Source organism: Bacillus multifaciens (assembly GCF_030756675.1).
GTDB classification, from domain to species: Bacteria; Bacillota; Bacilli; order Bacillales; family Bacillaceae_G; genus Bacillus_A; species Bacillus_A multifaciens.
In genome coordinates this window covers 37834-57876 of sequence record NZ_JAVBXD010000023.1, presented here as the reverse complement: position 1 = coordinate 57876, position 20043 = coordinate 37834, and the positions used below count along the sequence as shown (strand labels likewise).

Below are 20043 nucleotides of genomic sequence, written 5' to 3'. Positions count from 1 at the left end.
CCTCGCTTAAAAAGTAAGGCGCGGGAGGAAGGAGCATCTCTCCTAACCATTATCCCGCTCTAACAGGCAGTAGAATTTTTACTTTACAGATTCCCGCGACGCGCCTGTTCTCTTTCAATCGATTCGAATAATGCTTTAAAATTACCTTCACCAAATCCTCTTGATCCTTTACGCTGAATAATCTCAATAAATAAAGTTGGACGATCTACAATTGGCTTCGTGAAAATTTGTAATAAGTATCCTTCATCATCACGATCTACAAGAATTTTTAGCTCTTTTAATTTTTCAATCTCTTCATCAATTTGACCAACACGTGCTGTTAACTCTTCGTAATACGTATCTGGCGTATCTAAAAATTCGACACCATTTGCACGCAGTGCGGAAACAGTTTTCACAATATCATTCGTTAATAATGCGAGGTGTTGTACACCTGCTCCATTATAGAACTCTAAATACTCCTGAATTTGTGATTTTCTTTTCCCTTCTGCTGGTTCATTAATCGGAAACTTAATACGACTTCCATTCGTCATTACTTTCGACATTAACGCAGAATACTCTGTACTAATATCATCATCGTCAAAATGAATCATTTGTTTAAAGCCCATTACATTTTCATAATAACTTACCCATTCTTCCATTTTCTCCACATTTCCAACAACATGATCAACAGCAACTAAACCTGTTTCTTCAAATGGAACAATAGATTCAAGTGGTTCATATCCTGGCATAAACGCACCTTTATAATTTTTTCTTTCTACAAGTGTATGAATTGTATCACCGTATGTGCCAATGACCGCTTTTTTAAGCGTTCCGTGTTCATCAGATAGCTCTTCTGGCGGAGCAATTGCAACTGCACCACGCTTTACAGCTTCTGCATATGCTTTCTCTACATCTTCTACTAGAAGTGCCACATCTTTTACACCATCACCGTGCTGTTTTACAAATTCAGCAATGCGGCTATTTGTATTTAAAGCACCCGACACTACAAAACGCATATTTTTTTGTATAAGGACGTAAGATACTTTATCTCGATTTCCTGTTTCTAAACCAGAATATGCAGCTATGCTAAATCCAAATGCTCTCGCAAGGTAATAACTTGTTTGTTTCGCATTACCGACATAAAATTCAAGATGATCAACATCACGTACTGGGAAAAAATCCTCCATCTGTGCCGCTAAAGTATCCATAGACTTTTGTTCCATAACTTCTTCATCCCCCTATAATATAAATTTCTAATACCTTCTCCCAAAATCGTAAACGCTTCCAATCGCAAACAAAAAAACAAAAAAACAAAAAAACAAAAAAACAAAAAAACAAATTGCACCACAATTTATTTTGTCAATTTTAAATTTTCTATTTTTTCTGTCAAATACCTTCCTTTTTTTCACATAGAAAATTCGACTTTTTTCTATCTATCCCATCCGAAATAGCGTTTCCCTTACCATATAAACCCATTTTGTTTTTTCAGCATCTATATGAATCCATTTTAATTTTCCGACATATAGATTGCTGCTATGCAGAAAAAAAGGCGCTTCCACTCGCTTTCTCTCTTTGTTTAAACTTCGCATGTGGCAGAAAAAGGCCCTGACCGCTTCTATACATAGCCAGATGCTCTCGTTCACCTAAAAAGAAGGAGGGGTCTATACCATTTTTAAATTTGCATTTAAATAATAGCCCAATAAAAAAAGGAACTTCGTTTTTCGAAGCCCCTCTTGTCTTTCACGTTCAAATTTATCTACTTAAATTATACTAAAGCACTTGATAAAAACATAATTAGTGCTGTTAAACCCATTGCTACTCCAGCTGATCCTAATAAGTCCGTTTTTGTTAATTGTAATACTTCTTTGTTTTCCATTATCCTCATTCTCCTTTTCATAGATTTCTATATGTAATTTTCATTTTGTAATAGTTTTCCGCTCTACTTCCTATACAAAATTGCTTTGAATTATACTAACGCACTTGCAAGAAATACGATTAATGCTGTTAACGCTGTTGCTACTCCTGCTGATCCTAATAAGTCCGTTTTTGTTAATTGTAATACTTCTTTGTTTTCCATTATCCTCATTCTCCTTTTATAAGATGTATATATTCCGCTCAGTTTTTACAAATTACACTAAAACACTTGATAGAAATACGATTAATGCCGTTAATGTCGCTGCTGCTCCTGCTGATCCTAATAAGTCCATTTTTGTTAGTTGTAATACTTCTTTATTTTCCATTGCTCTCATTCTCCTTTTTTTATAAATATTTATATGTAATTAAAATTTTATGTCATCTTCAAGAAATAGTTTATTCATAGTTTTCAACTTAATGTCACATTTAAGTAATAACTGTAACGTTTGTAACATTAATGTAACATAACTATTTTATTTAAGCAATAGCTCTATGAATTTATTACAAATTTTTTTTAGGAATCTATAATGCTATTATTTCTTTCCAATATATGTGTAACAGTTTCGATATACCGCGCAATTTAGTATGATGGAAACGAAGAGGTGATCACTTTGAAATTAATCGCACTTGATATGGATGGCACACTGTTATCATCCGATCTAGAAATCTCCAATGAAAATTTAGAAGCAATCAGAAACGCTGAAGAAGCAGGACACATCGTTATGATTTGTTCTGGTAGAGCCAAAGAAGATATTTTAAAACTACTTGAGCAATACCAATTATCCCTTCCACTTGGGGCTAGTAATGGAGCAGTAGTATACGCTGATGGAAAGGTCATTCACTCACGTACTTTGAAAAAAGAAAAAGTATATGAAATTGCCAAGCAGCTCGAAGCGGAAGAGTTTCCGTATAAACTCTATACAAACAAGGGTGTGTATGCACCATACAATTGGAAAGAACAAGTTACGAAATCTTTTCAACTAAATAAGGAGTCTCTTGACATTACAATTGAAGAAATTGAGCGAATTACTGAAAAACAACTAAAGGCTAACTTAATTACAACATTCCAAAGTATCGAAGATGTAATATCCGATTCAACTATTGAAATTTCTAAATTCTTCATTCTTACATTCAATAAAGATAATCGTACACAATTACTACAATCATTAGAAAAAGATGCAGCAGTAATGGTGACAGCATCCGCTCCAACAAACTTAGAAATTATGGACAAACACGGGCATAAAGGCAACGGATTGCAAGAAATGGCAAAATATTTTCATATCCCTTTACAAGATACAATTGCCATTGGAGATAATTTTAATGATGTACCGATGTTAGAAGTAGCAGGTTTGTCGATTGCGATGGGAAATGCAGAGGACGCTGTCAAACAGCTCTGCGATATCGTAACAGTGACAAATGATGAGAATGGTGTAGCTTACGCCATCCGGCAACATATTTTACTTAAAACAATACAAGGGTAATGAAACATAGAAAAAGAAGATAATCACCTACTATATAGTAGGGTTATCTTCTTTTTTTGGACATTGCTAGAATTTCCAATACTTCTTTCTGACAAATAGTCATGTGTATGAAAATGCTTAACTTGGAAATCTATTCTATTTTTTGTAAGACGAGCATATGATAATAGCAGATTCTTAATAAAGGGGAGAAAACATGGACAAGTTATTCCTACACGTCTTGAACTATATTTGTTTAATGCTCGTTATATTAGGAGCATTACTCTTATTCCCGTTCTTCCCGACGCTCGTCCTCTTTTTAGTGCTTATCTTCATGTTCGGGATTGCGATTATCATTTCACTTAGACCAATGGAAAAACAAGAAAAAGAAAGCAGAATTCAGCGTGCCGAGCTGTAAATTCTGCTTTCTTTTTTCAATCATAACGTATTCTTGTTAAACCGATGGCAAAGAAGATACCAGCAAATAGAAGTAACACTCCAATATATCCCGTTATATCTGCCAGTCCTCCTCCTCTCGCAATTAATTCTGTAAAACCGCGCATTGCCCACGTTTGCGGGACAAAGTTAGCAATCTTTTGCATAAACTCCGGTTCTATTTCAATCGGCCAATACAGTCCACTAATCATACAAGTTGAAATAATGACGATATTTCCTAATGCCGATTGTTGCTCTGTCGTTTTCACAACACTGGCTAACAATAAAGCTAACCCAATGACAGCAAATAATAGCACTGAGACAAGCGCAATAATCCCCAACATATCTCCCCACTGTACATCAAATAATAGATTTGTTAATATCATAAGTGCTCCAAATTGAACCCAACCGACTAAGAAGAATGAGAGAATATATCCAGCTAATACTTGGGCTCTTGTAACAGATGTTTCCAGCAAGCGATGCCATACGCCCATTTGCTTCGCTTTTAAAATCGTTCCTGTGCTACTCAGCATAACAATCATTACAAATAAAATCGAAAATCCTGCTGCTCTAGCCGATACACCATTAATTGTTTTCTTTCCTGTTACAATAGATTCTTTGTGAATTTGAACAGGTTCAGCCTTCGTATGGACGGTTTCGTACATTGTCTCCCAAGACTTCCCGCTATTTTGGCTCCATACACTTGCTCCTTTTACTTCCACTTCCATTTTCTTCAGTGTATTTTGTAACACATGCTCTACAGAAGCGCCGCCTGTAAAATCAACACTAGATTGGAAGATAACTTTATCACTTTTCCCATCTAACATTTGTTGTTGAAAGTCTTTCCCAATCGTTACAATACCAGAGGCTTTTTTATTTTCAATTTTCTTCTTTGCCTCTTCATATGATCCTTTTTCCACACTTACAAGATTGCTATGCGTTAATGATTCATAATAGGAAGCTGATAATTTTGTTTGATCTTCATCAACCAAAATAATTTTCACCTTATCATTACCACTTCCACCTAGAAGCCCACCAAAAATTAATGTGAAAAGAATTGGCATACCTAACATAAGAAAATAACTTTGCGGCTTCATCAATATTTGCTTTAACTCTAGTGAACAAATCGCCCAAATTTTTTTCACTGCTCTCTCCTCCTATCTAGTACGTAACCGTAATGTTCCAATAATAACGGAAAGGATGCCAGCACTAGATAAACTTAAAATAATCGGTAATAACGTATTCCAAGACGTTCCTGACATAATGTCTAGAAAACTCGTAAGTGCCCATTTATTTGGTGCAATATTAGCAAACTTTTGCAACGCTTCTGGGAATGCATAAATCGGTAACATAGAACCGCCTAATACTGCTAACAGTTGGATACCAATCCCGCCCATAACATCTGCTGTTTTTTCATCTCGAATAAATGCAGCAATCAGCATTGATAATCCCGACACACAAATTGCATAGGAAACTCCCACTGCAATAAGCTGTGCACTGTCATCCCCCCAATTCACACCGAATGCATAATGGGTTGCAATGACGAATACACCAAATTGAATACACGCGAATAATAATGTTCCAAAAAATTTACCTAACAAAACAGAATAAGAACTTGTCGGTGTCGTTAACAACCTTGCTAACGTTTCTGTTCTTTGTTCTCCTACAATTGATTTTGCACCAACTGTTACGTTATATAGAAGAAACATAACCAACATGGCCGCAGCATAATATTGCATGGCAACAACCGTCTTCTTACCAATTGTACCTGTTTTAATTCCATTTTCACGTGAAGTTGCAATAGCCGACAGATCGCTTCCCATATTCTTTGCTACTTCTTGCACATTTCCTTGTTGAGATTGCGCTAAATCCGTTACCACACTTTTTGTAGCAAATGCTACCGTTTGCGCTCGTTCAGTAAAAGAAAGAATCAATGAATCTGCAATTTTCGCTTGTATGTCTTTTGCAGGATCAGTGAGTAATACAACTTCTTTCAGTTTCCCCTCCTGTATGTGTTCACCCCACTGTTTCGGAATAACAATCCCCACATCAATCTTCTTCTCCTTCAACATCTTTTCTAAGTCGGTTCGCGAAGAAACTTTCCAGGCTTTCACATCATCTTTTATTTCTTTTGCCTCTAATACGTCTGTTCGAAACATAGTAGCAAACGTATCTTCATCTTCTTGATAGTATCCAATTACCGTTTTCGGTAATCCGCCTTCATCTAGGACCGCACTTAAAGCTGATCCTAAAATAGCTGTTAATAAAAGCGGCATAAGCAACATCATCATGAAACCACGCCGATCCGTAAAACGTATCTTAAAATCTTTCCATGCGATAATAAAGCTCTTCATACTCTCTCCCCCTTAATCACGAAGTGAACGACCTGTTAGTTGTAAAAAGAGTGCTTCTAAATTCGGCTCTTGTACTTCAAGTTTTGCAATTTGCACACGATTTCCAACAACCTCTGAAACGACCATCCCAACTGCATCACTATGTGTTAGCGCAATATCAATGGTATTCGAATCCTCATCCGCTACAATACGCTCTACAACAGGAAGTGCTTGTAATTTCTGCAATAATTGTTGATCGTAACGATTGACTTGTAGCTTCACCATAAAACCATCTGCAAGACGATTACATAGTTCGCTTTTCGTTCCAAGTGCAATGACCTTGCCGTGATCTACAATTGCAATGCGCTCACATAAATACTCAACTTCCTCCATGTAATGACTCGTATAAATAACTGTCATTCCCTTTTCATTTAACTTTTTCACTGTTTCTAAAATATGATTTCTTGATTGCGGATCAATTCCAACTGTCGGTTCATCCATAATTAATAACTCAGGTTCATGCATAAGTGCTACCCCAATATTTACACGGCGCTTCATACCGCCTGAAAATGTTTCAATCTTATCTTTAGCGCGGTCTTCTAAACCAACATATGCTAACACCTCATCTGCGCGTTTCTTTGCTGCCGCTCCGCTCAGGCCGTACATTTTCCCCCAGAAAATTAAATTCTCCTTCGCTGAAAGCGTCGGATATAACGCAATGTCTTGCGGGACAACCCCAATTTTCTGCTTCGTATCCATTGGATATTCTTTCACAGACTTCCCGCCAACACGTATATCCCCGCTATCGTACGGAAAGAGACCACAAATCATGGAAATGGTTGTTGATTTTCCTGCTCCATTTGGACCAAGCAGTCCGAATGTTTCCCCTTTCTCAATCGAAAATGATACGCCTCTCACGACTTCTTTTTTCCCGAAAGATTTTGTAATATGATCTACGACTAGCATGTCGATTCAGCCCCTTTAATGTAATCTCACTATGATTGTAAAAGGATTTCCTCATCTTTCCATCTCTCTTTAGATAGAAAATGCATAACAAAAAAGCAGCATTATCTGCTGCTTTTTCATACTTATCTATGCCAAAAGTCATATGTAAGCTGTCACACCGTACCGCACCGCAAAAATAGCTGCTTGTGTTCGGTCGCGAAGCTCCAATTTACTAATAATATTAGAGACGTGATTTTTTACCGTTCCTTCTGTAATAAATAGCTTCTCGGCAATTTCTTTATTATTTAATCCATATCCTAATTCCCGCAACACTTCCACTTCCCGTTCTGTTAACTGCTCTATTTGTTTTGGAGCATGTTGCTCAGTAATACTATCTACTTTTGTTCTCTTCAATTCTTTCACAATTTCAGCGGTCATATCTTGCGGGAGTACAACTCCCCCTGCATGTACAGTCAAGATTGCTTGCACAATTGTATCTGTGGCCATATCTTTTAATAAATAGCCGCTTGCCCCTTGTTCAAGCGCTTCAAAAATAAGTTCACTATCATTAAACGTCGTCAACATCAGTACTTTTATATGAGGAAATTGCTCCCTTATTAAACGCGTTCCTTCTACACCGTTTGCACGCGGCATACGGATATCCATTAAAATGATTTCAGGCTGAAATCGTTCGGCATTTTGCGCGGCCTCTTCTCCATCACTTGCAGTTCCAACTACTTCAAGTTCTGGACGTAAATTTAATAACATCGCTAATCCATCACGAACTAACGACTGATCGTCAACAATCATAATTCGAATCATACCGCTCCCCCTATTACCCACGTCTTTTCCCTTAGTGGGAACTCTACGTTTAGTTGAAATCCTTTATCTTTTTCACTTTCAAACCGAATCATTCCTCCGCGTTCTTCTACACGTTCTTTCATATTAATAAGTCCAAAACCAGGATGCACTTCATTTACGCCTGCTCCATCATCAGAAATGAATATGTGTACCTTTCCATCCAAGCAAGAAAGTTTCATTTCACATGTATTCGCCTTACCATGACGCTTTGCATTTGTTAACGATTCCTGCATAATACGCAATATAGTTGGGTGTAATGACAACGGAATGGTGACTGGATCACCATGCAATTTAAATGTCGTTCTCACATTTGTTGCATGCGAAAATTCATGTAACATCTGCCTAATATTACCGACTAAATCTCCTGCATTCTCTTCTTCTTTCAAAGTTCGAACAGACGCTCTCACCTCTTGTAACGACCGTTTTGCTAACTCATGACATGTTTGCAAAACCGCCCCAGTCTCATCTGATTTCTGTTTCAATAACTCCTCAGCAAGCTGCAGTTGAACAAGCAACGCCGTCATATTATGACCAACCGTATCATGAATTTCACGCGCAATCTCATTTCGTTCTTTCACTGCCGCTAATTCTTCCACCTCTTTTGCATATAGCTGCAATTGCTCATGCGCTTCTTGTAGCGCTTCATGTGATGAAGTCAATTTTTCATACTGTTCATCTACCGTTTGGCGAGCTAATGTTAGTTTTTTAATTAACCCTCCAGTAAGAGCACTAAATACAACGAACATAAACGAAATAAGATTCCCCCAAATTTCAAGTTCTCCAAAATATTGATATGAATATATTAAAATAGCAAACCAACAGATAAAGAAAAATCCAATAAAAAAACGGGCTATCACTTTCGATTGAATATTAATAAATAAAGTTATCGCATCTACACCGAACAAAACTAAATACAAATCTACTTTTGGAAATAAGAATCCCAATATAGCCGTTACAATCCCATTCGATAACAATATAAAACATATTCGTCGCTCTCCGCTATGTGATGTCATAAGCAAACAATGATTCACAACATAAATCAAACAGGCAGCACCAACAAATAATTGCAAACCTAGTTCCCCATGTGGAATCTGCAGTGCATATATAACACAAATGAGCACAATCGTAAGTAGCCGGGCATATCCTAGCATACAGTTTCACCTCGTATTCAAACAAAATATATAGAATCCATATTCTTACCCTCTTTATCCCCTCCTTTTAAAAATAGGAATGTCGCAACAAAATTCCAATATATAGAAACCACAAGTGTTTTATGTTAAAGTGGCATTGTGGCTAATATGTAAAGGAGAATGATACTTATGAATCTAAAACTTAAAAGACCTTTAATTTTATTGATTTCCTTATATATTATTCTCGTTTTATTTGATTATAACAATTATAACCAATTTAAATGGATCGAAAATATTATACAGTCATTATTTTTAGTGGTATTTTATGAATTTCTCATGTGGTTATTTTCTACAAAAAAAGAATCAACCTCTAAAAATTAAACAGATTACGTGCAATACAACAACAAAGCGATGACTTAAATAAATTTATATATAAGAAATTTAAAAAGCTGGCATACACCAGCTTTTACTCTTTCATATCTATACTACTCTCCAAATCCTCATATAATTTTGTTCTTAACAACTCTTTTTCCTCTTTTTCATGATGCAACTTCTCCAGCTCTTCAACACTTTTCGTTTTCGCCATTTGACAGTCTATCTCGTATATACTTTTCTCCACATTCATAAGCTGTTCTTCCAGATGAATAATGCTCTTATTTATAGGCTTTGGCGCAGCTGCTACTCGTTCCTTTTTCTCAACGCTTCGTTGTTCTGTTTCTCTTTTTTCTTCCCACTTTTCACGTGCCCAAGCATAATTTCCAGCAAACCCATACGCCGTTTGATTATCAATCCAATACGTTTTAGGGAACAATTTATTTAAGAAATAACGATCATGAGATACAGCTAAAATCGTTCCATTATACTGTTCAAGCGCTTCTTCTAATACTTCTCTTGATTCAATATCAAGGTGATTTGTCGGTTCATCAAGTACAAGAAAATTAATATCTTGATGCATGAGCTGCGCTAACCGCAAACGCATTCGCTCGCCCCCGCTTAATTGATTCACCTTTTTAAATACAGCTGGTCCGTAGAATAGAAAGCGAGCAAGTATATGACGTGCTTCGCCTTCCGTTACCGCTACCTGCTCCCTGAACATTTCTAATACCGTTTGTTTACTGTTCAATTGCATATGTTGAGACAAATAGCCAAGCTTTACTCCGCTACCAATGCGAATTTCACCTGTATCTGGATTCATTTCTTGTAATAATAATTTCAATAGCGTTGTCTTTCCTGTACCGTTCCGTCCAACAATCGCAACGCGCTCTTGAAAACGAACATGTAATTCTACATTTTGAAATAACACATATTCATCAAAATTCTTTCCCACTTCTTTCATGATCACAACGTCTTTCCCGCTTCGTTCTTGTCCTTCAAACTGAAGACCCATTTGCTTATGCTCTAAAGTTGGTTTCTTCAATTTTTCCATTCTCTCTAGAGCGCGTTCCATATTGCGAGCACGTTTATGCAATCCCTCGTTTGGCGGATTTGCTTGATTGGCCCATTCCCTAAGCCTTTTAATAGCTTCCTTCATTTTCTTGATTTTCTTTTGCTGCTCTTGATACGCTTGAAACTCTTGCAATAATCTTTCTTCTTTCTCCTTTACAAACTGTGAATAGTTCGTATGGTAAACATGTATTTCCCCATCTTCTAAATCAAAAATCTTCGTTACGACTTCATCCAAGAAATAACGATCATGTGAAATGACAACGACTGTCCCATCATATTCCTTTAAAAATTGCTCAAGCCATTCTACTGCAAATAAATCTAAATGGTTTGTCGGTTCATCTAGGAGCAATAAGTCCGGTTTTTTAAGAAGCATATATGCAAGACTCACTTTCGTCTGTTCACCGCCGCTTAGTTCTATAAAGTTGCGCGAAAATAATTCTGTCACTTGCAGACCATTAGCCACTTTCATCATATTCGCTTCTATTTCATAACCACCTAAAAACGAAAACTGCTCCTGTATTTCTCCGTACTCCGCCATTATTTTTTCCGTAACGTCTACAGCCATCTTCTCTTCAAGTTCCCGCATCTTTCTTTCTAATGCTTGCTCTTTCACAAATGCAGAACGTAATACATCATATACAGTCATTCCTTCCGCAAACCTCGGAATTTGAGCAACATGACCAATACGCGTACCTTTCTTCATATGAATCGCACCGCCATCCACATGTTCAATCCCCGTTAACAGTTGAAAAATTGTTGTTTTCCCACTGCCGTTTCGGCCAACTAAACCAATACGTTCGCCTTTCTTTATTTCAAGTGATATATTCTCAAATATGATATTTCCACCAAACGTCTTCGCTATATTATTTACACTACAAATCATCATCTTTTCCGTACTCCTTTCAACGTAAAAAAGCCATGAGTAAAGAACCTTACCCACGGCTTTTATTTCAAAATAGAAAAGGGAACCACCATAGTTCCCTTCTCACACGTTTCTATAAAATGGGTGAAGAGACTTCTATCGTTCAATAGTTAGTATGAAATTGCTAAAAAAAGGCATACGTATCCCGTTAGCAACTACACGATGAAAAATTGCACGACAAATGTAGATAAAATCTAGAAATTGCGTGCGCATAACTATAGAACGATTCATCTCTTTCACCTCTTTCGTACGGAATTTTATACTTACCTTTTCATTATACTCTCCTAAAATAGGTTTGAATAGTCATTTTTCTGAAAATAATGTAAATAGACATATTCATACATAAAAGACAGCTGTGACTCAAAAATAAAAGGAGGAATAACACATGATAGATATTGTAAAAACCGTTATTCACATTTTAGTTGATGCAAAACCAATTGTTGATGAAATTAACAACGTATGAAAAGATGACGAAAAAAGTAAAGACGAGCTATCCTAACTCAAGCAGGATAGCTCGTCTTTACTTTTTTCCATAGCAAATTGCTGTTGTACAATTTTTTTATAATATGTATGATTCTCCATCAGTTCCTCATGCGTACCTACATCTGTAATATTCCCGTTTTTCCTAATTCCACTATAAAGGATTTAAAATGACTTTTCACGAATATGTACTAGTTGGAATATGACAAATAGGGGGAGAAATATGGAGACACAACAACAGTTATACTTTGTAAATCAGATTAGTCAACAAAAACCAAACAGCATGCAAAATAAAAAAACAACTTGCCCATTTTGCGATCACACACAACTAAGCGATATTTTAGAAACGGACGAAACAATTATTTGGCTAAAAAATAAATATCCGACATTACAAAATACATTACAAACAGTCATTATCGAAACTAATAATTGTCATGATCATATTGCAACCTATACCCAAGAGCATATGCGAAAGCTTATCCGATTTTCAGTTGGGCACTGGTTATCGTTAGAGCAAAGCGAAAAATTCCAATCTGTTATTTTATATAAAAACCATGGACCTCTATCAGGGGGAACAATTCACCATGCACATATGCAAATTATCGGCATGGAACAAGTCGACTATCGACAAAATATAAGAACCGAACACTTCAAAGGAATCGTTGTAAGCAAAGAACACGGAATTGAACTAAATATTTCTACTCATCCAATTATCGGCTTCACAGAGTTTAACATTATAATAGAAAATACAAATCAAATTGACCTAATGGCTGATTATATTCAAAAAACCGTACGCTACGTATTACAAGACTTTCATAAACGATGTAATAGTTATAACATGTTTTTTTATAACTTAGAGGGAAAAATGATATGTAAAATTGTTCCCCGGTTTGTCGTTTCACCACTATATGTTGGCTATAACATCCCTCAAGTTTCTATGCAATTACAAACAGTAAAAGAACAGTTAGAGACATATTTTATAGAAAAATAGAGTAGGTCATCACAGAACCTACTCTTTCATAACACCTTTATTTTGATAATACACATTCTCTAGACCAATATTATATTTCATATTTTTATCAGTCCACTCTGTTCCGAGAGTACCGGGCCAACCGGATGTGTTCGCTACATATTTAAGTAACTCAAATTCTGTTAACCCTTTTTCCATACCTCTTTTATATCCTTTTGCCAAATGAGGCATAGCAATTTCAGCATTTTTGCGCGGATCTTTTAACTCCTCATCTGTTACATTTTCAGGAGCAAGTCCACCACCGCGATGCAGTTGAAACAACCCAAACGATGTTCCATGATCTCCAACAGCTCTTGGATTAAAACGACTCTCGTGCTCGGCAATTGTAAGAGGTATCCATTCTGGGAGATTATATTTCTTAGCCTCTTCGCTAATAATTTGTTTTATCTGTTTTGCTTCTTCTGAATCAACATAACTCGTTTGGCTTACAGGTTTTCCCGCACCTTCTGATTCGCCTCGAAAAAACATATATACTCCAAAAACAACTAAGAATCCTATAAAAAATTTCTTCATGTATATTACCTCTTCTTTCGCTGAAATTTGTCCCCTTTCAGCATTACGTATATACAACTCTTTATCTATCATACCAAGAATATACAGCTCCAACATCCTTCTTAAGTCTGATTTTGCGATACAAAAGATACAAAAGATACAAAACAAATATAAAAATGTAATATTTTTCTATCAATCATTGAAACTAGTTTAATGTTTCAACATATAATTCGCTGCTATGCAGAATACATCATGACCTGCACTTACTTGCTCTCTTCGCACGTGGCAGGAAAAGGCCCTGACCGCTTCTACGCATGACCAGGCACTCTCGTCCGCCTAAAAGAAAAGGGTTTTTATGCCCTTTTTTAACTTAAATTTATATATTATAAAATTGAACTGTATTTTTATAGATTGTTTCCGCAGCATCTTCAAGCGATATTCCTTTTATTTCACTTACACTCTTTAACACTTGCAAAATCATACTTGGATGCGTCATTTCATTATTAAATCTCCACGGTCCATCTGTTTCCACCATAAGATGTGATAACGGATAAAAAGCAGCAATATCTTTAATTTTTTCTTTATATACAATATCAGGGGTAACCGAAATATAATACCCATTCCCTATCATTCTCTCCATCGTTTGTTCACTTCCCTTAAACCAATGAAAATGAGCATGGCGTATTCGATAAGATTCAAGTAAATCACAAACAACTTCCGCATCATCGTATACAGCGTGTAATATGATTGGTAAATTATACTTTTGAGCCATATGTACAAATCTTTCTAGCATTTCAATATATGGCTCTAACAACAATGTCGGATTTTCTTGGCGTAAATAATAAGGCAAACCAACTTCTCCAATCGCCGCAATACGATGTGCTTCTTTATCAATTAATTTACAAATTTTTCCGCATTGTTTGGAATCAACATCTTGCTCAGGATGATACCCAAGAGCTGGATAGATAAATGAATAATCCTTCGCTAACTCCAATGTTTGCTGACAAGAATGATAATTCATCGACACCGCAATCAGTCCTGCTATTTCCTTCGTCTTCTGTATATCTTCAATTAACTGGAATTGCTCTTCTCTTTTATATTGATCCAAATGTATATGACTATCAATCCATTTCATTTCTATCACCTTTTCTTGGCATTGTATATCGATCCATTTTCATTTTTCAACATATAAGCCGCCGTTATGCAGAATACAACATGACCGCTACTTGCTTTCTCCCTTTGTTTTAAATCTTGCATGTGGCAGAAAAAGGCCCTAACCGCTTCTATGCACGGCCAGATGCTCTCTCCCCTCCTTAAAAAAGAGGTTTTTATGTCATCAACTTGTATTTATATAGTACAACTTTCTAAAATGTATATAAAATAAAAAAAACAAGAAGGCTCGCCTTCTTGTTCATTTATTTATTAAACAATAAAGTTTGTAATTATATCAAAAATCCCAATACATACAATCGCAACACCAAAGTAGCTAAAACACTCTACTAACGGAAACTTAACTACTTCTTCTTTTTGCATCTCACTTGTCTCCCTTCTATAATCTCCCTAACTTTTATATCTATTTCTATTATGAGAGAAATATGACAAAAGAGCCATTGAATTTGCTTACGTAAACCTTACATTTTTGTAAGATAGAAAAATAGTCCCACCTCTTTTGAGATGAGACCCACATGTAGTTGGTTGTTAATCCTTTTCATCACATTATTGATTCAGACAGAAAGATGTATTTCATTCTTTCTGCTTTTATTATAGGTCATACTTGCGATCACAACTATCGAATTACATTACACGTACCTTACAGTATTGTAATATGTCGTAATCACTCAGCTATAAATTTCATTTAGAAGTTTGGCAAGGGGTATTATTCCAGTGAAAATACGCCCCTTATTACCTATAGAATGTTATTTTCATTTTTCAGCATATAGGTTGCTGCCATGAAGATAAAAATGGACCTACACCTTGCTACCTTTCTTTGTTTTAAAACTTTGCGCGTGGCAGGAAAAGGCCCTGACCGCTCCTATACATAGCCAGTCCCTCTCGACCATTTAAAAAAATGCTTTTCTGTCGGTTTTTCATAGAGTGAGTGAGTAGTTACACTATGTCTTTCTTTCTATTGTATTGTTAAAAGCTTCCCTCTCGCATTGAGCGGAATATCTTCTTTATCTATTTCAACTAATCTCTCAGCATAACGCCCTTTTGCAATGATTTCTAACGGTTCATTTTGTTTTAACATTTTCTGAATCGTTTTTGTAATCTTCTGTTCCCGTCCATCTTCATCATATCCAACAAACTCATATTCATACCAGCCATCTCCAATATGTTGACCAATACCTTTTACGACTGTGTAATACGCTTTCGTTTGATAAAACGGATTATATTTATCAATTACTGGACCAAGCTTTGTTGGTAATAGTAAGACAACGATAACAATACTAGCAAGTACCCCCAAAAATACACGTCTCCGCATTTTTTCCATTTTGGTTTCCTCCCTTGCATTTTATACGTAACCTTTCTTTTAGTTTAGAAAAAAAAGGGAACGTATACCATTGAACTACCTTACACTTCTCTTACAAAAATGTAAGTTTCCTGTAAGCTAATTCGATAGTTCAAACTCCCCTGATTTCGTACAATAAAGTCAGAAACAGAGCAGATTAAAAAAAACTGTTTCTACTAAATCAAACAAGTAAGGAGAGATTATAATGGAAAACCAAATGACTTTTAACAAATTTGATTACGCTGGGCTTGCTAGCGGTGCGGCTCTTCTTACAGCATTCATTTACGTTGCCGCAGTAATCCTTATATAATTTTGTGTCCCCTTTCCCCTTATATAGATAAATTTGAAAAGACGACCTTCTATGCCAGGTCGTCTTTTCCTATTACTATTATGCAGTTTTATCTTCTTGCAACGTTTCTTTTAACTGTGTAAACGTCTCATTTAATTTTTCTGTCATCAATCGCATCACTTCTTTACGATCCATTTGCGCTGACTGCTCCACTTGAATCGGATCACCAAAAATTAATTGCGCTCTTTTTCCACGAAACAATTCTTTTAAACTGTTAGGCCCAACGTATGCAGCTGGAACTAACGGAACATTAGAACGAAAGGCAATTGTAACAGCACCAGCTTTCAGAGAAGTCGCTTCTGCTGATCTCGTTCCGCTCGGAAAAATCCCCACAACTTTCCCTTCTTTTAATAACCTAGATGGAATTTTCAGCGTACTTGGTCCTGGATTTGCGCGATCAACAGGAAATGCATTTACTCCATTAAAAAACCAATTCCCAAATTTACTTTCAAACAATTCCTTTTTGGCCATATAGTAAATTTTCGTTGGTAACATTCCCGTCGCTAACATGACAACATCCATCCAACTTGTATGAGTACAAGCTACCACATATGCTCCGCTTTGCGGTAATTTTTCTTTTCCATATACTTCTACTTTTCCAAATGTTTTAAATATATATTTCAACAGCCTTACAATGAATGTATACATTCGACCTGTTCCCTTCTACAATTTAATTTTTTATAACTGTATTTACCTTCGATTATAACACTAAGTATTAATAGTTGGTAATAAAATTAAGTGACAATTTTTAAAATCTTTCCCTTACAAAACTGTAATCCTACTGTAAGCTAATTCGATAGTTACTCCCTTTCACCTGTCATATACTTAAAACAGAAACAGGGCAACAAAAACACATCGAAAAGGCACTCACATACTAAACAAGGATCGCAACTACAATGCGGCTCGTGTTAGCCCCCTTATCGATGCAAAAATTGTCGCTACTGATTACATAAGTAAGGAGAGATAACTATGAACAACATTACTTTTAACAAATTTGATTACATGGGACTTGTAAGCGGTGCGGCTCTTCTTACAGCAGTTGTTTACGCACTTGCACATGTCCTTGTATGACACTGCACTCCCCCCCCTTTATATAAATGAAAAGTGCTGCTTGTAATCCTACAAGCAGCACTTTTTAATTTGTTTCATATATAATTTGACCTGTTTTACTTATATCATATCCACCAATAGCACGCAGTTCATTTTGAAATTCAGGAGACTGTAATACCAACTTTACTGTTTCAATTAGCTCCATGTTCTCTTCTGTTTTTAAAATTACTAAATCGTAACGTTCTTGTATAAGCCGAACAAAATCTACATTTACAATTTGCGCTACTTTTTCTGTTCCTACTCCTACATCAGCTTTTCCATTTGCAACTTGAGAAGCAACGCCAATATGATTTGATTCTTCCCAATCATAGCCACAAATGTCCATTTTTGATATTCCATTTATACGCAATTGTTCATCAACAAGAACTCGAATACCAGATCCTCTTTCCCTATTTACAAATTGAATGGATGTATTACATAAATCATTCCATGTCTTTATCTGTTTCGGATTTCCTTTTTGCACATAAAAACCTGATGTTCTTGATAATAAGTTCATAACAATACAAGGCTGTCCAACTAAAATTCGTTTTACATACGGAATGTTGTATTCTCCCGTATCTCCATCGAACAAATGAAGACTCACAATGTCTCCTTTTCCTTGATACATCTGAATCAAACTTGTTAAACTTCCTTGATACGCCCTTAACATATTAGAAACTTCCAAACGACTTTCTATATGTTTCGTTAACATATCTAAAGATAAATCTTGTCCACTGATAATACAAGAATCAGATTTACTCGTCGGGTTTATTACTTGTATAGATGAAACTGCCTGTACTTTTCCTGTTTTCATCGCAGTAATATATTGCTCTAAATCACTTGCATCAACACGCATTTGCCTCCCCACTCGATAAGAAGGCAATTCACCTTTTTTAATCAAATCATATACTGTTAATTTCGATACTTTTAACCGCTTCGCTACTTCTTCTGTTGTGTAGGAATGATGATCCATAAACCGATTCCTCGCTTTCTGCCTTCATTGTAACAAAAATAGCAGTTTTTCTTCTATTTATTTTCATTATCGTGAAAAAAATCACAACATAACTAATTATAACTATTTATAATTAAATATATTTAGTTATAATTAAAATGGGGATAAAAGAAGGGAGAAACGAAAATGAATAAGTACATATTTCGCTTTACTTGCAGTATTTTACTCACACTACTTCTCGTAATAAGTACGGGATGTACAAGCACAAATAAACAAGAAAAAACTACTTCTAAAGAAGAAAAGGTTGAACTTACCATTTCTGCAGCAGCTAGTTTACAAGATGCACTAAAAGAGATTCAAACACAATATGAAAAGAAAGAACCAAATATAAAGCTCTCATTTAACTTCGACGGTTCTGGCAAGCTTCAACAGCAAATTGAACAAGGAGCTCCTGTTGATTTATTCTTCTCTGCCGCAGAAGATAAATTTCAAACGCTCGTAACGAAAGGACTTATTGATCAGAAAGAAGGGAAAAATCTACTCGGCAATGAGCTAGTATTAGTTGTTCCTAAAGATAGTAATCTAAAAGATTTTCAATCGTTAAAAGATGAGCAAGTAACAAAAATTGCACTAGGTACACCTGAATCTGTTCCAGCTGGAAAATACGCAAAAGAGGCGCTTACTCATTTAAATCTTTGGAACGACCTTCAAAATAAAATCGTATACACAAAAGATGTGCGTCAAGTATTAACATACGTAGAAACGGGAAACGTTAATGCAGGGATTGTTTATAAAACAGACGCCCTCATTTCAAAGAAAGCAAAAATCGCTAACACAGCACAGGCTAATTCACACGAACCAATCCACTATCCATTAGGTATCGTAAAAGCAACGAAACATAAAAAAGAGGCAACTGCTTTTTATGGATATTTACAATCTAAAGATGCTATAACTATCTTTAAAAAATATGGTTTTACAGTGCTGTAATCGTAACGATGATATTTGATACATTTTGGTCACCTATCATTCTTTCACTAAAAGTTGCTGCACTTTCTACGATCATTGTGATGGTATTCGGAACGGTAATTGGCCGTATTTTAGCTCGATCCTCGAAGCGCTATAAAATTTTATTAGAAACTATTTTTCTACTGCCTATGGTACTGCCGCCCACTGTAATTGGATTTTTTCTCATTATCATCTTTGGAAAAAACAGTCCCATCGGTCAGTGGATCGAAACTTTGTTTCAACAATCGATTATGTTTACATCTTGGGCCGCTGTGATTGCTGCAACTGTAGTTGCATTTCCGCTTATGTACCAATCAGCAAAAACGGGTTTTATGATTGCCAATGAACAAATTGAAGACGGAGCTAGAGACCTTGGAGCAAATGAATTACAAGTGTTCTTACATGTAACATTACCACTCGCATTCCCTTCTCTACTTGGCGGAATGATTTTAAGTTTCGTCCGCGCCCTAGGAGAATTTGGTGCGACGCTTATGTTCGCTGGTAATATTCCCGGTAAAACACAAACAATTCCAACCGCAATTTATATGGCAATTGATGCAAGTAACATGCCACTTGCATGGGCGCTCGTTCTTACAACTGTCGGTATGTCAATTGTCTTTTTATTGCTCATTCAATTTATCAATAAAAAGGTAATTTCTTTCTAGCAGTAGCTTTCGACAAAGCTACTGTTTTTTATATTATTTCCCGCGAAATG

At 35.9% G+C, this 20043-nt stretch carries 22 protein-coding genes and 1 pseudogene; 7 read left to right on the top strand and 16 right to left on the bottom strand.

Translation table 11 applies throughout. From position 1 onward, the window contains the following. Window positions 1-83: 83 nt before the first annotated feature. The 4 genes from hppD to Q9306_RS15165 all read right to left on the bottom strand — a co-directional run bounded on the left by hppD (window position 84) and on the right by Q9306_RS15165 (window position 2219). Entirely contained in the window at window positions 84-1202 is a 1119-nt protein-coding gene (gene hppD / locus Q9306_RS15180; protein ID WP_306199869.1) for a 4-hydroxyphenylpyruvate dioxygenase, read from the bottom strand. A gap of 542 nt (window positions 1203-1744) precedes the next feature. After that, window positions 1745-1855: a DUF3948 family protein gene (locus Q9306_RS15175; protein WP_230317786.1), complete on the bottom strand. Its 111-nt coding sequence runs from the start codon at window positions 1853-1855 to the stop codon at window positions 1745-1747. Window positions 1856-1945: 90 nt separating this feature from the next. Then, complete coding sequence (locus Q9306_RS15170) at window positions 1946-2056, bottom strand: DUF3948 family protein (RefSeq protein WP_020060739.1); 111 nt, start codon at window positions 2054-2056, stop codon at window positions 1946-1948. A 52-nt stretch (window positions 2057-2108) separates the two neighbouring features. Beyond that, window positions 2109-2219: a DUF3948 family protein gene (locus tag Q9306_RS15165; protein WP_098916068.1), complete on the bottom strand. Its 111-nt coding sequence runs from the start codon at window positions 2217-2219 to the stop codon at window positions 2109-2111. A 285-nt stretch (window positions 2220-2504) separates the two neighbouring features. Here Q9306_RS15165 and Q9306_RS15160 point away from each other — a divergent pair, with 285 nt between their 5' ends. Together Q9306_RS15160 and Q9306_RS15155 are read left to right on the top strand one after the other, a co-directional pair. Then, window positions 2505-3374 (top strand): Cof-type HAD-IIB family hydrolase, encoded by an 870-nt coding sequence (locus Q9306_RS15160; protein WP_371932389.1) that lies wholly within the window; start codon window positions 2505-2507, stop codon window positions 3372-3374. Between the two features lie 193 nt (window positions 3375-3567). Then, complete coding sequence (locus Q9306_RS15155; protein ID WP_306199857.1) at window positions 3568-3768, top strand: hypothetical protein; 201 nt, start codon at window positions 3568-3570, stop codon at window positions 3766-3768. A 16-nt stretch (window positions 3769-3784) separates the two neighbouring features. On the opposite strand, the gene Q9306_RS15150 is transcribed toward Q9306_RS15155, so the two are convergent. The 7 genes and pseudogenes from Q9306_RS15150 to Q9306_RS15120 form a co-directional block, all read right to left on the bottom strand. Then, the gene (locus Q9306_RS15150; RefSeq protein ID WP_306199854.1) at window positions 3785-4930 is read right to left on the bottom strand and encodes an ABC transporter permease; all 1146 of its coding nucleotides are present in this window, start codon (window positions 4928-4930) and stop codon (window positions 3785-3787) included. A 12-nt stretch (window positions 4931-4942) separates the two neighbouring features. Further along, a complete protein-coding gene (locus Q9306_RS15145) occupies window positions 4943-6139 on the bottom strand; it encodes an ABC transporter permease (protein ID WP_306199851.1) in 1197 nt (398 codons plus the stop codon). Window positions 6140-6151: 12 nt separating this feature from the next. Further along, on the bottom strand, window positions 6152-7084 hold the full coding sequence (locus Q9306_RS15140; protein WP_306199847.1) for an ABC transporter ATP-binding protein: 933 nt from the start codon (window positions 7082-7084) through the stop codon (window positions 6152-6154). A gap of 138 nt (window positions 7085-7222) precedes the next feature. Beyond that, window positions 7223-7885, bottom strand: a complete 663-nt coding sequence (locus Q9306_RS15135) for a response regulator (RefSeq protein ID WP_306199844.1) — start codon at window positions 7883-7885, stop codon at window positions 7223-7225. After that, window positions 7882-9075, bottom strand: coding sequence for a sensor histidine kinase (locus Q9306_RS15130; protein ID WP_306199841.1), 1194 nt, complete (start codon window positions 9073-9075; stop codon window positions 7882-7884). Before Q9306_RS15130 ends, Q9306_RS15135 begins: the two co-directional genes overlap by 4 nt. 690 nt (window positions 9076-9765) lie before the next feature. Beyond that, window positions 9766-11386: pseudogene (gene abc-f, locus Q9306_RS15125) on the bottom strand (ribosomal protection-like ABC-F family protein); the annotation flags it as partial. Between the two features lie 132 nt (window positions 11387-11518). After that, a complete protein-coding gene (locus Q9306_RS15120) occupies window positions 11519-11653 on the bottom strand; it encodes an RAxF-45 family protein (protein ID WP_306199835.1) in 135 nt (44 codons plus the stop codon). Window positions 11654-12125: 472 nt separating this feature from the next. On the opposite strand from Q9306_RS15120, the gene Q9306_RS15115 reads away from it, so the two are divergent. Continuing rightward, entirely contained in the window at window positions 12126-12893 is a 768-nt protein-coding gene (locus Q9306_RS15115) for a DUF4931 domain-containing protein (protein WP_306199833.1), read from the top strand. Window positions 12894-12911: 18 nt separating this feature from the next. On the opposite strand, the gene Q9306_RS15110 is transcribed toward Q9306_RS15115, so the two are convergent. The 3 genes from Q9306_RS15110 to Q9306_RS15100 form a co-directional block, all read right to left on the bottom strand. Then, window positions 12912-13445: a transglycosylase SLT domain-containing protein gene (locus Q9306_RS15110; protein ID WP_306199831.1), complete on the bottom strand. Its 534-nt coding sequence runs from the start codon at window positions 13443-13445 to the stop codon at window positions 12912-12914. Window positions 13446-13800: 355 nt separating this feature from the next. Further along, window positions 13801-14559 carry a TatD family hydrolase gene (locus Q9306_RS15105; RefSeq protein ID WP_306199828.1) on the bottom strand — a complete coding sequence of 253 codons (759 nt, stop codon included), beginning with the start codon at window positions 14557-14559 and terminating at the stop codon, window positions 13801-13803. 990 nt (window positions 14560-15549) lie between these two features. Beyond that, window positions 15550-15906, bottom strand: coding sequence for a YxeA family protein (locus Q9306_RS15100; protein WP_306199926.1), 357 nt, complete (start codon window positions 15904-15906; stop codon window positions 15550-15552). A 232-nt stretch (window positions 15907-16138) separates the two neighbouring features. Between Q9306_RS15100 and Q9306_RS15095 the strand changes: the two genes are divergently transcribed. Continuing rightward, window positions 16139-16243 carry a DUF3948 family protein gene (locus Q9306_RS15095; RefSeq protein WP_306199826.1) on the top strand — a complete coding sequence of 35 codons (105 nt, stop codon included), beginning with the start codon at window positions 16139-16141 and terminating at the stop codon, window positions 16241-16243. Window positions 16244-16321: 78 nt separating this feature from the next. Here Q9306_RS15095 and Q9306_RS15090 read toward each other — a convergent pair whose 3' ends face one another. Next, a complete protein-coding gene (locus Q9306_RS15090; protein ID WP_306199823.1) occupies window positions 16322-16930 on the bottom strand; it encodes a lysophospholipid acyltransferase family protein in 609 nt (202 codons plus the stop codon). A gap of 321 nt (window positions 16931-17251) precedes the next feature. On the opposite strand from Q9306_RS15090, the gene Q9306_RS15085 reads away from it, so the two are divergent. Next, on the top strand, window positions 17252-17353 hold the full coding sequence (locus Q9306_RS15085; RefSeq protein WP_306199820.1) for a DUF3948 family protein: 102 nt from the start codon (window positions 17252-17254) through the stop codon (window positions 17351-17353). Window positions 17354-17417: 64 nt separating this feature from the next. Here the strand turns inward: Q9306_RS15085 and Q9306_RS15080 are convergent, their stop codons facing one another. Continuing rightward, window positions 17418-18344 (bottom strand): helix-turn-helix transcriptional regulator, encoded by a 927-nt coding sequence (locus Q9306_RS15080; RefSeq protein WP_306199818.1) that lies wholly within the window; start codon window positions 18342-18344, stop codon window positions 17418-17420. Between the two features lie 165 nt (window positions 18345-18509). Between Q9306_RS15080 and modA the strand changes: the two genes are divergently transcribed. Together modA and modB are read left to right on the top strand one after the other, a co-directional pair. Beyond that, complete coding sequence (gene modA / locus Q9306_RS15075; RefSeq protein ID WP_306199815.1) at window positions 18510-19310, top strand: molybdate ABC transporter substrate-binding protein; 801 nt, start codon at window positions 18510-18512, stop codon at window positions 19308-19310. A gap of 8 nt (window positions 19311-19318) precedes the next feature. Continuing rightward, entirely contained in the window at window positions 19319-19993 is a 675-nt protein-coding gene (gene modB / locus Q9306_RS15070; RefSeq protein ID WP_306199812.1) for a molybdate ABC transporter permease subunit, read from the top strand. Window positions 19994-20043: the final 50 nt, after the last annotated feature.

Coding starts and splice junctions, on each gene's coding strand:
- hppD (WP_306199869.1), bottom strand. CDS start 1,202: ATGGAACAAAAGTCTATGGATACTTTAGCGGCACAGATGGAGGATTTT.
- Q9306_RS15175 (WP_230317786.1), bottom strand. CDS start 1,855: ATGGAAAACAAAGAAGTATTACAATTAACAAAAACGGACTTATTAGGA.
- Q9306_RS15170 (WP_020060739.1), bottom strand. CDS start 2,056: ATGGAAAACAAAGAAGTATTACAATTAACAAAAACGGACTTATTAGGA.
- Q9306_RS15165 (WP_098916068.1), bottom strand. CDS start 2,219: ATGGAAAATAAAGAAGTATTACAACTAACAAAAATGGACTTATTAGGA.
- Q9306_RS15155 (WP_306199857.1), top strand. CDS start 3,568: ATGGACAAGTTATTCCTACACGTCTTGAACTATATTTGTTTAATGCTC.
- Q9306_RS15145 (WP_306199851.1), bottom strand. CDS start 6,139: ATGAAGAGCTTTATTATCGCATGGAAAGATTTTAAGATACGTTTTACG.
- Q9306_RS15140 (WP_306199847.1), bottom strand. CDS start 7,084: ATGCTAGTCGTAGATCATATTACAAAATCTTTCGGGAAAAAAGAAGTC.
- Q9306_RS15135 (WP_306199844.1), bottom strand. CDS start 7,885: ATGATTCGAATTATGATTGTTGACGATCAGTCGTTAGTTCGTGATGGA.
- Q9306_RS15130 (WP_306199841.1), bottom strand. CDS start 9,075: ATGCTAGGATATGCCCGGCTACTTACGATTGTGCTCATTTGTGTTATA.
- Q9306_RS15120 (WP_306199835.1), bottom strand. CDS start 11,653: ATGAATCGTTCTATAGTTATGCGCACGCAATTTCTAGATTTTATCTAC.
- Q9306_RS15115 (WP_306199833.1), top strand. CDS start 12,126: ATGGAGACACAACAACAGTTATACTTTGTAAATCAGATTAGTCAACAA.
- Q9306_RS15110 (WP_306199831.1), bottom strand. CDS start 13,445: ATGAAGAAATTTTTTATAGGATTCTTAGTTGTTTTTGGAGTATATATG.
- Q9306_RS15105 (WP_306199828.1), bottom strand. CDS start 14,559: ATGAAATGGATTGATAGTCATATACATTTGGATCAATATAAAAGAGAA.
- Q9306_RS15100 (WP_306199926.1), bottom strand. CDS start 15,906: ATGCGGAGACGTGTATTTTTGGGGGTACTTGCTAGTATTGTTATCGTT.
- Q9306_RS15095 (WP_306199826.1), top strand. CDS start 16,139: ATGGAAAACCAAATGACTTTTAACAAATTTGATTACGCTGGGCTTGCT.
- Q9306_RS15090 (WP_306199823.1), bottom strand. CDS start 16,930: ATGTATACATTCATTGTAAGGCTGTTGAAATATATATTTAAAACATTT.
- Q9306_RS15085 (WP_306199820.1), top strand. CDS start 17,252: ATGAACAACATTACTTTTAACAAATTTGATTACATGGGACTTGTAAGC.
- Q9306_RS15080 (WP_306199818.1), bottom strand. CDS start 18,344: ATGGATCATCATTCCTACACAACAGAAGAAGTAGCGAAGCGGTTAAAA.
- modA (WP_306199815.1), top strand. CDS start 18,510: ATGAATAAGTACATATTTCGCTTTACTTGCAGTATTTTACTCACACTA.
- modB (WP_306199812.1), top strand. CDS start 19,319: ATGATATTTGATACATTTTGGTCACCTATCATTCTTTCACTAAAAGTT.